A 13,879-nucleotide genomic window follows, 5' to 3' on the forward strand; every position below is an offset into this window, starting at 1 on the left:
ACGCACTACCTCCCAAAGTCGGATTACTCCGATGCGCTCTAGGCGCATCGCGGGAGCACCGGCTAAGTTCGCACCCTCGCCTTGATCGGAGTGAGGGTGCGAACAAGCATGAGAAACACGACCCGGCGGTCGCTCGCCGCCGTCTTCGCCGCCGCGCTCGCCGCGACCGGTTTCGCGTCGGGCAGCGCGGCGGCCCAGGACGAGCCGCTGGCGGCGGGCAAACCCGTGGCCAAGGTGTCCGCGGACGGCCTGCAGGGCAAGCTGTCCCCGCGGCTGGCGTCGGCCAAGGGCCGGACGACCGCCTTCATCGAGCTGACCCAGCAGCCCGCGGTGGACGCGTTCAACGCCGAGCGCGGCGCGGGCAAGGACCGCGCCAGGCAGGCGGCGAACAACGCGCGGGCCGGGGTCGCCGGGGTGGTGAACTCCGTGCTGGGCCAGCTGCGTTCGCTCGACGCGGGCACCGAGGTGCTCTACTCGACCGCGAACGCCGTCTCCGGTGTCGTCGTGACCGCCGACGCCGCGAAGATCCGCGAACTGGCCGCCCGCCCGGACGTCGCGTCGATCCGCACGGTCGTGCCGAAGACGCGCAGCAACAACAGTGCCGCCCAGCTGACCAACACGCTCAACGCGTGGCAGCAGACCGGCCGCCTCGGCGACGGCGTCAAGGTCGGGGTCATCGACGACGGCATCGACTACACCCACGCCGACTTCGGCGGCCCCGGCACGAAGGCGGCCTACGACTCGGTCGACCGGAACGCGCCGACGCCGCTGTTCCCCAACGCCAAGGTGGTCGGCGGCACGGACCTGGTCGGCGACGAGTACGACGCGGGCACCGAGGGCGCCGACACCCCCAAGCCGGACCCCAACCCGATCGCCTGCGGTGAGCACGGCACGCACGTAGCCGGCACCGTCGCCGGGTACGGCGTCAACGCCGACGGCAGCACCTTCACCGGCGACTACTCGAAGCTGACCGCCGAGTCGCTGAACGCCATGAAGATCGGCCCGGGCATGGCGCCCAAGGCCTCGCTGTACGCGATCAAGGTGTTCGGCTGCGAGGGCTCCACCGACGTCACCTCGCAGGCGCTGGACTGGGCGCTCGACCCCAACGGCGACGGTGACTTCGACGACCACCTCGACATCGTCAACCTGTCGCTGGGCAGCGACTTCGGCGCGCCGGACGACCCGGACTCGCTGTTCGTGCGCAAGCTGGCCGCGAACAACGTCCTGTCGGTCATCGCCGAGGGCAACGGCGGCGACCTCTACGACGTCGGCGGGTCGCCGGGCAACACGCCCGAGGCGCTGACCGTGGCGTCCAGCCGGGACGTGTCGGTCCTGCGCGACGCGGCGGACGTGACCGCGCCGGCCGGCGTCGCCGGCCCGAAGGGCGGCCAGTACAGCCAGAACTACACCGGCTACGACACCCTGGACCGCACCTCGGCGGTGGCGAAGCTGTCCTCGGCCAACGCCGACGGCTGCGCGCCCTACTCCGACGCCGACAAGGCCGCGGTCGCGGGCAAGTTCGCATGGCTGGAGTGGGACGACAACGACGCCACCCGCGCCTGCGGTTCGGCCGCTCGCGCCAACAATGCCCAGGCCGCCCGCGCCACCGGTGTGCTGCTGTCGTCCAGCCTGGAGCACTTCGCCGCGGGCATCGCGGGCAACTCGGCCATCCCGATGTTCCAGTTCACCGCGTCGGCGACCAGCCAGATCCGCCCGGCGCTGGACGCGGGCACGCTGACCGCCCGCCTGTACGGGGCCGGCCGCGCCAGCCTGCGGACCGACGACCCGGCGATCGTGGACACCCCGAGCTCGTTCACCTCGCGCGGCGTGCGCGGCCCGGCCGTCAAGCCGGACGTGTCCGCGCCCGGCGACACGATCTCGTCCGCCCTGCGCGGCAGCGGCAACAACCGCACCGTGCTGTCCGGCACGTCGATGGCGACGCCGCTGACCGCCGGCGTCACCGCGCTGCTGCGGCAGGCGCACCCCGACTGGTCCGTCGAGGAGATCAAGGCCCTGGTGATGAACACCGCCGGGCACGACATCGTCGCCGACGGCAAGACCTACGCGCCGCAGCGCGTCGGTGCCGGGCGGCTGGACACGCAGGCCGCGCTGAACGACCAGGTGCTGGCCTACTCGCGGGACGACCGGGGTGCCGTCAGCGTCACCTTCGGCACCGTCGAGGTGGACCGGCCGACGACGATCACCAAGACCATCCAGGTGGTCAACAAGGGCGACAGCTGGGCCCGCTACGCCGTGGCCTACGAGGGCATCACGAACCTGCCCGGCGTGCAGTACGAGCTGTCCGACCGGTCCGTGTCGCTGCCGCCGCGCGGCACCGCGTCGGTCCGCGTCACGCTGCGGATCACCGACCCCACGGCACTGCGCAAGGTCATCGACCCGACGGTGGCGACGGACCAGGCCGGGATGGCCCGCCAGTTCGTCGCCGACGCCTCCGGGCGCGTCGTGCTCAGCCCGCCGCCCGGCGGGAGCAAGCCGACGCTGCGCGTGCCGGTCTACGCGGCGCCGAAGCCGGTGTCGTCGATCGACACCCCGAAGTCGCTGAACTTCGCGGCCGACACCGCGCGCTTCACGCTCACCGGCCGCGGCGTCGACCAGGGCACCGGGAGCCAGCGCTACGAGTCGCTGATCAGCGTGCTGGAGCTGCAGGGCGAGTCCCCGCGGCTGCCCGAGTGCCGCGGCAGGGTGACCGACGGCTGCACGATCAACGACACGGCCAAGGGCGGCGACCTGCAGTACGTCGGCGCGGCGTCCACCATCGCGCAGGCGCGGCAGCAGGGCCACGCCGACCAGGCGCTGCTCGCGTTCGGGATCTCGACGTGGGGCAACTGGGCGAACCTGGGCAGCAACACGATCCCGTTCGTCGACATCGACACCACCGGCGACGGCGTGCCCGACTTCGAGTCCTACGTCACGAAGGCGAGCGGCACCGACGTCTGGCTGGTCAACACCGTGGACCTGAACGCCGAGGGCTTCCCCACCGTGGACGTCCAGGCGGTCAACGGCCAGCTCGGTGACGTGGACACCAACGTGTTCGACACCAACGTCGTGCTGCTGCCGGTCAGCATCACGGCGCTGGGCATCGACCCGGCGGCGGCCTCGCACAAGATCAGCTACACCGTCGGCACCACCGGGTACTACGTGGCGCCCAGCAGCGAGAACGGGCTCGTCGACGCCATCGGCACGCCGATGACGTTCGACGCGCTCGCGCCGGCCTACTCGGTTGCCGGTGCCAACGGGTCCGCGCTGATGTACTCGGCGAAGCCCGGCACGGCGCTCGACGTCACGCGCAACCCGGCGTCGGCCGACACGGTGCGCGGGCTGCTCGCGCTGAAGCACCACAACGGCAACGGCAACCGGGTGAGCGTGATCCGGGTGAACGGGGGTAGCCGGCCCTGACGACCGGGGCCACTCCGCCGATCGGGTGTCTCACTTATCGGGAGATTCCGTCATAAGGGTGGTGCCGCTTCGGCTCGTTGGCGACAGCCGGTAACCTGCCGTCGCTGGAGTATGTGGGCAAACGGGTGCGAACGAGCCCCGTGGCCCTGATCGACGGAGGTGTCTGATGCGGCTGGCGGTGATCCCAGGTGATGGGATCGGACCCGAAGTGATCACCGAGGCCCTGAAGGTACTCGGCGAGGTCGCTCCCACAGTGGAGTACACGAACTACGACCTCGGCGCGGCCCGCTGGCACGCCACCGGCGAGCTGCTCCCCGAGTCGGTCCTCGGCGAGCTCCGGCAGCACGACGCCATCCTGCTGGGCGCGGTCGGCGACCCGACCGTGCCCAGCGGGATCCTGGAGCGGGGCCTGCTGCTCCGCCTGCGGTTCGAGCTGGACCACCACGTGAACCTGCGCCCGGCCAAGCTGTACCCGGGTGTGCGCGGCCCGCTGGCCGACAGCAACGCCGAGATCGACATGGTGGTCGTGCGCGAGGGCACCGAGGGCCCGTACGCGGGCAACGGCGGCCTGCTGCGCAAGGACACCGAGCACGAGATCGCCACTGAGGTCAGCGTCAACACCGCGTTCGGCATCCGCCGCGTGGTGTCCGACGCGTTCAAGCGGGCCGAGGAGCGGCCGCGCAAGCACCTCACGCTGGTGCACAAGACCAACGTGCTGCTGCACGCCGGTTCGCTGTGGTCGCGGATCGTCGAGGAGGTGTCGCTCGAGCACCCGCAGGTCACGGTCTCCTACTCGCACGTGGACGCCGCCACGATCCACATGGTCACCGACCCGGGCCGCTTCGACGTGATCGTCACCGACAACCTGTTCGGCGACATCATCACCGACCTGGCCGCCGCCGTGACCGGTGGCATCGGTCTCGCCGCCAGCGGCAACCTGGACATCACGCGCCGCAACCCGAGCATGTTCGAGCCGGTGCACGGCAGCGCGCCGGACATCGCCGGTCAGGGCATCGCCGACCCGACCGCCGCGGTGCTGTCGGTTTCGCTGCTGCTGGACCACCTCGGCCAGCGCGAGGCGGCCCGCCGCATCGAGGCGTCCGTCGCCTTCGACCTGGCGACCCGCGACCAGGCCAACCCGGGCGCCACGCAGGCGATCGGCGACCGCCTGGCCGCCCTGGTCTCGTCGAACACGCGACCGGTCGCCTGATCGTTTTCCCAAGCCGTGGAGGCCATCCCCGCTTCGGGGGTGGCCTCCACGGCATTTTTGCCCTTTCGCGCACCGGTGTGGCATGATGCGGGCATGGCTTCCTCTTTCGCCGTGATCATTATCGGCAGGCGCGCCGGGTAGTGTCCGCATCGGACACCTGGCGCGCAGACCTCTCGCATCCGCGGGAGGTTTTTTTGTTGCCCGAGAAGCCTTCCACCACGCAAGGAGATGACCGTGACCCGCACGGAGCCAGCCGGACTGCCTCTCGGTGACGACTTCCACCTGTACGACACGACTTTGCGGGACGGCGCCCAGCGCGAGGGCATCTCCTACTCGGTGGCGGACAAGCTCGCCGTCGCGCGTCTGCTGGACGAGCTGGGTGTGGGCTTCATCGAGGGCGGCTGGCCGGGAGCGTTGCCGAAGGACACCGAGTTCTTCGCCCGCGCCGCGGACGGGGAGCTGATCCTCAAGCACGCGGCGCTCGTCGCGTTCGGATCGACGCGCAAGGCGGGCACGACGGCGGCGGAGGACGCCCAGGTGCGGGCGCTGCTCGACTCGCGGGCGCCCGTGGTGACGCTGGTCGCGAAGTCGGACCGCCGCCACATCGAGCGCGCGTTGCGCGTGGACGTCGACGAGGCCTGCGCGATGGTCGCCGACACCGTGTCGTTCCTGGTCGGCGAGGGGCGCCGGGTGTTCCTCGACGCCGAGCACTTCTTCGATGGCTACGCCTTCGACCCGGACACCTCGCTGCGCGTGCTGGAAGCCGGGTTCACCGCAGGCGCCGACGTCGTCGTGCTGTGCGACACCAACGGCGGCCAGCTGCCGCTCGGGATCGCCGAAACGGTGCGGGAAGTCGCCGCCCGCACCGGTTTCCGGCTCGGCATCCACTGCCAGGACGACACTTCCTGCGCCGTCGCCAACAGCATCGCGGCGGTGCAGGCCGGCGCGACGCACGTGCAGTGCACCGCGAACGGGTACGGGGAGCGGGCCGGCAACGCCGACCTGTTCGCCGTGACGGGAAACCTCGTGGCCAAGCTCGGGATGGACGTGCTCCCCACCGGGGGCGCCGCCGAGCTGACCCGCGTCTCCCATGCCCTTGCCGAAATCGCGAACATCGCACCCGACACCCACCAGGCCTACGTCGGGTCGTCGGCCTTCGCCCACAAGGCGGGGCTGCACGCGAGCGCGATCAAGGTGGATCCGTTGCTGTACAACCACATCGATCCATCTTCCGTCGGCAACGACATGCGGGTCCTGGTCACCGAGATGGCCGGCAGGGCCAGCCTGGAGCTCAAGGGACGTGAGCTCGGGGTGGACCTTGCCGGCCGGCCTGAGGCGGTCACCAGCGTGGTGGCGAAGGTGAAGGAGCTGGAGGCCGAGGGCTGGTCGTTCGAGGCCGCCGACGCGTCGCTGGAACTGCTGCTGCGCGAGGAGGTCGACGGCCCGGCCGAGCCGCCGTTCACGCTGGAGTCCTACCGCGTCGTGCTGGACCACCGCGGCGACGGGGAGGTGATCTCCGAGGCGACGGTGAAGGTGCACGTCGCGGGGGAGCGGGTGATCGCGACCGCGGAGGGCAACGGCCCGGTGCACGCGCTGGACGCTGCGCTGCGGAAGGCCCTGTCGCCGTCGCTGTCCTGGTTGGACAGTGTCGAGCTGTCGGACTACAAGGTGCGGATCCTGCCGAGCCACCCGGGCAGCGACGCGGTGACCCGGGTGCTGCTGAAGTCCAGCGACGGCGACCAGGAGTGGACCACGGTCGGCGTGCACGGCAGCATCGTCGAAGCGAGCTGGCTCGCCTTGTGCGACGCACTGGTGCACAAGAGCATGCGGGCCTAGAAGCGCGGTGGGCCACCCCCGCGCGTCGCGGGTGAGCCTCGCGGCGGGACTCGCCTCCCTGCGACTGCCGTCCGTGAGCGGCCAGGCTGGGTGCGGTGGAGCCATGGCGGGCAATCCTCGACGGCCTCCCGGGCAACGCCCGGGTGGTGCTGCGCTGTCCCACCGGCGACGCGTTCGCCGAGCTGCTGCTGGCCTGCGCCGACCGCAGGCTGGTGGCGGTTCCATTGCGCGCCCGCGTGACGGACACCGAGGTGGCCAGGGCCGCGGCGGTCGGGGCCTCCGCGGTGGTCGACGGGTCGCCCCGCGCGTCGCGGGTGAGCCTGCTCGACGGTGAGCCCGGTCATCCGGACGCCGCCGGCCTGGCGTTCCTCGTGCACACCCCGGGAGCCGGCCGGTGCGTCATGCTCGGCCGGGACGAGGTGGCAGGCAACGCGGCGCGGACCGCGGCCCTGCACGGCTTCTCACCGGTCCGCCCGCACGCCACCGCGTTGCCGCTGCACCACGTCACCGCGCTCGTGATGTCGCTGGTCGGCACCCGGCTCACCGACGCGCCCCTGGTGCTGATCGAGAAGTTCGACCCCGTCACGTTCTTCGCGGCGGTCGAGGTGAAGGGCGCGCAGACCGCGTCGCTCGTGCCGGCGCAGCTGCGCGAGGTGGTCCGCGCCGGTGTGCACTGGCCGGACTGCCTGGAGTACGTGATCACCTCGGGCGCGCGCCGCTCTCGCGGGAACTGGCCGGGGACTTCGCCGCCCGGTACGGGCCGCGGTTGCGGCAGGCCTACGGGCTCGCCGAGGCGGTCAACTTCAGCACCACCATGCCGCTGCTCGACGCGGCCGGGTTCCGGGAACAGTACGTGCGGCACCAGGGTCCGGTCGGGGTGCCGTTGCCGGGCACGGAGCTGCGCCTGAAGGACCGGGAGGTGTGGCTCCGTGCGCCCGAGCTGTTGCGCGGGTACTGGGGCGCCCCGGAGGCGAGCCCGGTGGTGCCGGACGGCTGGCTGCGCACCGGGGACCGCGGCGAGCTGCGTGACGGTTTCCTGGTCCTGCACGGGCGTTCCGCGGAACTGATCGAGCGCGGCGGGCAGCGGCTGCACCCGGCGGACGTCGAGGGGGAGTGGCGGGAGGCCGGGCTGTCCGGGGAGTTCGCCGCGGTGGTGGTGCCGGAACCCCCGCTGGGACACGAAGTCGCGCTCGTGGGTGCGGTGCACGGGTTGCGGGAGGTGTGCCGGAGCGCGCGGGTGCGGCCCGCGGGCTCACCGTGCGGCGGGAGAGTGCGTTGCGGTACGAGGAGTTGCTCGACCACGCCTGCGGCGCGGGCGATCCTGGCCTCGCCGGTGCGCCCGGAGTGCGCGCGGGCGCGCCACTTGTACCGCGAGGCACTGGCGCTGACCGCGGCGCATTCCCCGCCGCGGCAGGCGCTTCCGGTTACTGGACGCGGGACCGGACGATCTGGACAGTGGGCCGGGACCGGAGATGTTCGACACCATCGTGGCCACGAACACCTGCACCGCGCCGCCGACAAGGAGATGGCGCTGCGCCGCCTGCGCGACATGCTCACCGACGGCGGATGGCTGGTCTTGGCCGAGGGCACGAGCCCGACCACCGGGGCGACGCCGTGGGCGCTGGACCCGCTCTTCGCCGCCGTCGACGGCTGGTGGGACCGCGGCGGTCTGCGCAGCCGCTGGGAGTGGCTGCGCTTGCTCCGCGACGCTGGGTTCCGCGAACCGGGTTACGCCGCACTGCACGTGGGACACCACGACCTCGGCGGGGTCGTGTGGGCGACCAAGTAGGAAGGTGACGGCGGTGCCCGAACTCGAACTCGTCACGTGGGCCCGCAGCCGGGTCCACAGGGGACACACCGAACTGGACATGCACCACGGCTCGCGCTCCACGGCGCGCCCGCCGCGAGCGGGGACGCCCTGGTGTCCAACGGGTTCGTCCCGCACACGCACCCCGGCCACCACGTGCTGGTGGTGACCGCCGGGATCGGCACGATCACCTACGCGGGCCGGATCCACGAGACCCGCGCCGGCCAGGTGTACCTCATCGATGGCGAGGTGCCGCACGCCGTCGGCGCGATCACCGATCGCGTCATCCTGGCCGTGGGCTCGCCGCATCGGGCGATCGACGCCGAGGACCGGATGGCGCCCGTGCCGTACGAGGAGGTCGTCTCGCTCGACGGTGAACTGTGCTGCCTGATCTGCGACGTCATCCCCAGCACGCCGCGGCGGCCGCACGACGTGGGCTGCCCGCACTGCCCGTGCCACGCGTGCGCGGGTCAGAACACCGGTTCGTCGGCGCCTGCTCGACGTAGAACGCGTCGTCCGCGGCATGTTCCAGCACGCTCACCGCGGTGCGGCAGACCGGGCACCGGGATCTCCGCCAGGATCCGGCGAAGATCCAGCGGCGGCAGCCTCCGCAGTAGCCCCAGCGCGGGGGTTTGTCGTGGCGTCCCAGCATCGGGTCACTCCGGTGCGCAGCCGGGCGAGCTCGGCGTGGTCGGGTTCGTCTTCGAGCCGTTCCAGGTGCTCGAAGGCGCGGCGCAGCAGGACGACCGCGCCGTCGGTTTTCACGGGCACGTCCTCGTGGCCCGCTCGGGGTGCTGAGCCCGGCCTGACGCGGATCGAGCTGCGCGTCGGTCCGGGCGGGCTGGGCGGCGAGCGGGAGAAGGGGTACGTCCTGCACCACCTGCACACCCCGGTCGCGCCGGAGCGGCTGCGGTGGTGGTGGACCGTGAGCTGCCGGTCGCGGGAGCTGGCCGACCAGGTCGCGGACGGGATCGCCGGGATGATCCCCGAGTACCGGTGGGCGATCGATCCGGCGTTCCAGGCGCACCGCGATCCGCGTGCCGCCGGGCAGGCTCCGCACGTGCAGCGGGTAGGAGCGCGGGATGTCGAGCAGGTTCTCCACCAGCAGGCGGCTGCATCCCGCGACCTCCACCGGCTCGGACCGGACCGTCGCCCAGCCGGGGATCTCGGGGGTGTCCGGGACGGCGACGCGTTCGGCGCGGCCGGGCGCGCCCGGCCACACCCAGACGAGTCCGTCCTTTTCGGTCATCGGGCGGCGGGGGAGCACGGTCGACGGCGCGGATCCGGGGGAGCACGGACCGGGCTGGTCGTTGCAGATTCCGTGGTAGGCGCACCGCAGGTCGCCGCCGGACCGGAGCAGCGGGAACCGCTTGTGCCGGCACCACGACGTCACCGTCGACGGTCCGCCACAGCACGAGGGGCAGCCCCGCGACGACGGGTGCGTGCAGGTGGCCGCGCACGAAGTCGGGCGAGAACCCGGCGACGTACCAGGCATTGGTGATCACCGAGCCTACACGTTTCGTTCATCGAAATGGAAGTGTCCTTTAATGAGACGCCTGTGGGGTACCCCGTGTCAATGACCACCCGTGTACCCGGGGGAGGGCGGCTGGTTAGGGTGGGTGGGTGCGTCTAGCTCGAGTTGCTCATGCCGGTGGGGTCGCCTTCGCTTCCGTCGACGGCGACGAGCTCCTGGAAATCGCCGACCACCCCTTCGGACAGCCGAACTACACGGGCAAGCGGTTCTCGCTCGCCGACGTGCGGCTGCTCGCGCCGATCCTCCCGTCGAAGGTGATCGCGATCGGACGGAACTACGCGGAGCACGCGGCCGAGTTCGGCAACGAGGTGCCGCAGTCCCCGATGATGTTCCTCAAGCCGTCGACCAGCGTGATCGGCCCGAACGCCGCCATCAAGCTGCCCGCCGCGTCGCAGCGGGTGGACTTCGAGGGCGAGCTCGCGGTGGTCATCGGCCAGCCGATCCGCAACGTGAAGGCGGCGCAGGCCCCGGCGGCGATCCTCGGATACACGATCGCCAACGACGTCAGCGCGAGGGACCTCCAGAAGGCCGACGGCCAGTGGGGCCGCGCGAAGGGCTTCGACACGTTCTGCCCGCTCGGACCGTGGATCGAGACCGCTGTGGACGCCTCCGACCTGGCGATCCGCACCGAGGTCGACGGCGAGCTCAAGCAGGACTCGCGGACCTCGCTGCTGATCCACAAGATCCCCGAGCTGGTGGAGTTCGTGTCCGGCGTGATGACGCTGCTGCCCGGCGACGTCATCCTCACCGGCACGCCCGCCGGAGTCGGCCAGATCACCGACGGCCAGACGGTGTCCATCACCATCGAGGGCATCGGCACACTGACCAACCCGGTACAGAACGCGTAGCGCCAGTCTTTGAACCGAAGGTAGCTGGGTGGTCATCCCGGAGCCTGCCCGTCCGGCGAGGACTCTTTTGATCTTTAGAGCCGCGCTTTCGCGCGGAAAGCGCCTCACGGCGCTCGAAAGGTCACCTTACGACCGCCCCCGCGCCCGATACCTGATTGTGTTTCAGTCGCCGAGCAGCGGGGTCAAGGCGGGAAAGAGTACCTTGACCCCGCTGGTCGGCGACTAAAGATCGGCTGTGGATCGGGGGCGGGGGAGGTCTGGTGCGTGGTCGGTCTTCTTTCGTTGCCGGCTTGCGTTTCCTATTCGCTTTCGGTGTTGTTTCGCTGTGCCCAGTTCGGTGCGTGCTCGGGCAGTAGGCCCACCCCGATGACGTAGGCGGGGATCCTGCGGGCCCACGGCACCGCGTTCATCACCGTCACCAGCGGCTTCGGCGGTCCGTTTCGCCGTCCCTCGATCGCCGGCCGGACGACCGCCCGGTGCATGAATCGCTGGATGGCCTGCACGACCATCGTCGGCAGCAAGCGGCGCCGTCGTACGCGTCCCAGCTTCCGATCGCTCGTTCCGCGCTGCAGGGGGACGGCCAGCAACCGGGCCGTCGCGACTGCGTCCTGCACCGCCAGGTTGATCCCCACGCCCCCGATGGGCGACATCGCATGCGCCGCGTCGCCGATGCACAGCACGCCGTTCCGGTGCCAGCGTGTCATCAGGTTCAGCCGCACGTCCAGGTGTTTCACGTCGTCCATCGAGGCGATCGCGTCCACGCGGTCCGCCAGCTGCGGCAGCACCGTTCTGATCCGGTCGCGGAACGCCTCGACGCCCTCCGCGCGCAACTGCCCGTCCAGCCCCTTCGCCGCCAGGTAGGCGACCTGGAAGTACTCCTCGCGCGGGATGATCACCGCGAAGTGCCCGTGCCGCATGCCCGGCATCAACTCCGGTCGCTCGTCGCCGTACCGGGGCAACCGCAGCCACCACGTGTCGAACGGCACCGGGAACTCCCGTGCCCGCAGACCGGCCTCCCGCCGCACCACCGACCAACGACCGTCGCACCCCACGGTCAGGTCCGCCCGGATCTCCCCGGTCGCGCCGTCCGCCGTCCGGTAACGCACGCCCGCCACCCGGCCCGCCTCCCGGACCAGCGAAGTCACCTCGGTGCTCATCCGCAGATGGAACGCGGGCTCGGCCCGGCCCGCGTCCGCCAGCAGGTCCAGCAGGTCCCACTGCGGCACCATCGCCAGGTACGGGTGCGCGATCCGCAGCCCGCGGAAATCCGCGATCGTCAGCGGCGGCGGGCCGGGCAGCGAGACGGTGCTCAGCCTGCTCTGCGGCAGCTTCGCGAACCGCTCGCCGAGGCCCAGCTCGTCCAGCAGCTGCAGCGTCGACGGATGCACCGTGTCGCCCCGGAAGTCCCGCAGGAAGTCCGCGTGCTTCTCCAGCACGGTCACCTCCACCCCGGCTCGCGCCAGCAGCAGTCCGAGCACCATTCCGGCCGGTCCGCCACCGACGACGACGCAGGTCGTGCGCTCGACCACGGCCACCACCCCCTTAATTCATCTTGTGTTGAATAATACCAGCATGGCGCTCTCCGAACGCCTGGTCAAGCGGGATAGGCTGAACGGGTTATGACTGAGACAGTCCGCGCCCGCTTCTGCCCGTCGCCCACCGGAACCCCGCACGTGGGGCTCATCCGCACGGCGTTGTTCAACTGGGCCTTCGCCCGGCACCACGGTGGCAGCCTGGTGTTCCGCATCGAGGACACCGACGCCGCCCGGGACAGCGAGGAGTCCTACCAGCAACTGCTGGAGGCGCTGCGCTGGCTCGGTCTCGACTGGGACGAGGGCCCCGACGCCGGCGGCGAGTACGGCCCGTACCGGCAGAGCGAGCGACGCGACATCTACGCCGACGTCGCGCGCCGCCTGCTGGAGGCCGGCGAGCTGTACGAGGCGTTCTCCACCAACGAGGAGGTCGCCGAGCGCCGCAAGGCCAAGGGGCAGGACCCGCAGCTCGGCTACGACAACTTCGACCGCGACCTCACCGAGGAGCAGCGCGCGGCCTACCGCGCCGAAGGCCGCGCCCCGGTGCTACGGCTGCGCATGCCGGACGAGGACCTCGCCTGGAACGACCTGGTGCGCGGTGACATCACCTTCCCCGCGGGTTCGATCCCGGACCCGGTCCTGGTGCGCGCCAACGGCGATCCGCTCTACACGCTGACCAACCCGGTCGACGACGCGCTGATGCGGATCACGCACGTCCTGCGCGGTGAGGACCTGCTCCCGTCGACGCCGCGCCAGATCGCGCTGTACCGGGCGCTGGAGCGGATCGGCGTCGCGGAGTTCACGCCGAAGTTCGGCCACCTGCCGTACGTGATGGGCGAGGGCAACCGCAAACTGTCCAAACGGGACCCCAAGTCCAACCTGTTCAACTACCGCGACCGCGGGTTCATCCGCGAGGGACTGCTGAACTACCTGGCCCTGCTCGGCTGGTCCATCGCCGACGACAGGGACACGTTCACCGTCGACGAGCTGGTCCAGGCGTTCGAGATCTCGAAGGTGAGCGCCAACCCGGCCCGCTTCGACGTCAAGAAGGCCGAGGCGATCAACGGCGTGCACGTCCGCGCCCTCGACGCCGAGGACTTCGTCCAGCGGGTCGTGCCCTACCTCCAGTCGGCCGGGCTGCTGCCCGCCGAGCCGAGCGAGGAGCAGCTCACCAGGTGGCGCACCATCGCGCCGCTCGTCCAGGAGCGGGTGACCGTGCTCGGTGACGCGGCGCCGCTCGTGCGGTTCCTGTTCGTGCCGGAGGAGGAGTTCGCGCCCGAGGAGGACGCGGCCGCCAAGAACCTCAAGCCGGACGCCGAACCCGTGCTGCGCGCGTCGATCGAGGCGCTGGAGGCGCTGCCGTCGTGGGAGACCGCGGCGATCGAGCAGGCGCTCAAGGACGCACTGGTCGAGGGCCTCGGCCTCAAGCCGCGCAAGGCTTTCGCCCCGGTTCGCGTCGCCATCACCGGTCGCACGGTGTCGCCGCCGCTGTACGAATCGATGGAGCTGCTCGGCCGGGAGGTTTCACTCGGACGTCTGCGTAACGCTCTGCCCGGCAACGCAGAGTAGAAGCGGTCGCCGTCGAAACGACGTACTGAATCACCTTGTCGGCCGAACCGCTCAGCGTAGTTCTCGCCTAGCCTCGCTGGGTGGATTTTGCGCGTTCCGGCACACCTACCCGCGTCCGTGTCCCCG

9 protein-coding genes are annotated in these 13,879 nt (G+C 71.1%); 8 read left to right on the forward strand and 1 reads right to left on the reverse strand.

Going from position 1 to position 13,879, the window contains the following annotated elements; genetic code table 11:
- Positions 1–108: 108 nt before the first annotated feature.
- The 7 genes from AMETH_RS07555 (at position 109) to AMETH_RS07585 (ending at position 10,652) form a co-directional block, all read left to right on the forward strand.
- Complete coding sequence (locus AMETH_RS07555; protein WP_017987463.1) at positions 109–3,417, forward strand: S8 family serine peptidase; 3,309 nt, start codon at positions 109–111, stop codon at positions 3,415–3,417.
- 166 nt (positions 3,418–3,583) lie between these two features.
- On the forward strand, positions 3,584–4,627 hold the full coding sequence (locus tag AMETH_RS07560) for a 3-isopropylmalate dehydrogenase (protein WP_017987464.1): 1,044 nt from the start codon (positions 3,584–3,586) through the stop codon (positions 4,625–4,627).
- A gap of 234 nt (positions 4,628–4,861) precedes the next feature.
- On the forward strand, positions 4,862–6,463 hold the full coding sequence (cimA, locus tag AMETH_RS07565) for a citramalate synthase (protein WP_026153906.1): 1,602 nt from the start codon (positions 4,862–4,864) through the stop codon (positions 6,461–6,463).
- A gap of 394 nt (positions 6,464–6,857) precedes the next feature.
- A complete protein-coding gene (locus AMETH_RS35550) occupies positions 6,858–8,252 on the forward strand; it encodes an AMP-binding protein (protein ID WP_081617683.1) in 1,395 nt (464 codons plus the stop codon).
- A gap of 132 nt (positions 8,253–8,384) precedes the next feature.
- Positions 8,385–9,068 carry a cupin domain-containing protein gene (locus AMETH_RS35555; RefSeq protein WP_017987467.1) on the forward strand — a complete coding sequence of 228 codons (684 nt, stop codon included), beginning with the start codon at positions 8,385–8,387 and terminating at the stop codon, positions 9,066–9,068.
- 284 nt (positions 9,069–9,352) lie between these two features.
- Positions 9,353–9,598: a hypothetical protein gene (locus tag AMETH_RS07580; RefSeq protein WP_017987468.1), complete on the forward strand. Its 246-nt coding sequence runs from the start codon at positions 9,353–9,355 to the stop codon at positions 9,596–9,598.
- Positions 9,599–9,893: 295 nt separating this feature from the next.
- Complete coding sequence (locus tag AMETH_RS07585; protein ID WP_017987469.1) at positions 9,894–10,652, forward strand: fumarylacetoacetate hydrolase family protein; 759 nt, start codon at positions 9,894–9,896, stop codon at positions 10,650–10,652.
- Positions 10,653–10,951: 299 nt separating this feature from the next.
- On the opposite strand, the gene AMETH_RS07590 is transcribed toward AMETH_RS07585, so the two are convergent.
- Entirely contained in the window at positions 10,952–12,181 is a 1,230-nt protein-coding gene (locus AMETH_RS07590; protein WP_026153907.1) for an FAD-dependent oxidoreductase, read from the reverse strand.
- A 90-nt stretch (positions 12,182–12,271) separates the two neighbouring features.
- Between AMETH_RS07590 and gltX the strand changes: the two genes are divergently transcribed.
- Positions 12,272–13,753 (forward strand): glutamate--tRNA ligase, encoded by a 1,482-nt coding sequence (gltX, locus tag AMETH_RS07595; protein WP_026153908.1) that lies wholly within the window; start codon positions 12,272–12,274, stop codon positions 13,751–13,753.
- The last annotated feature ends 126 nt before the right edge of the window (positions 13,754–13,879 follow it).

The organism is Amycolatopsis methanolica 239, assembly GCF_000739085.1.
Taxonomy (GTDB): domain Bacteria; phylum Actinomycetota; class Actinomycetes; order Mycobacteriales; family Pseudonocardiaceae; genus Amycolatopsis_E; species Amycolatopsis_E methanolica.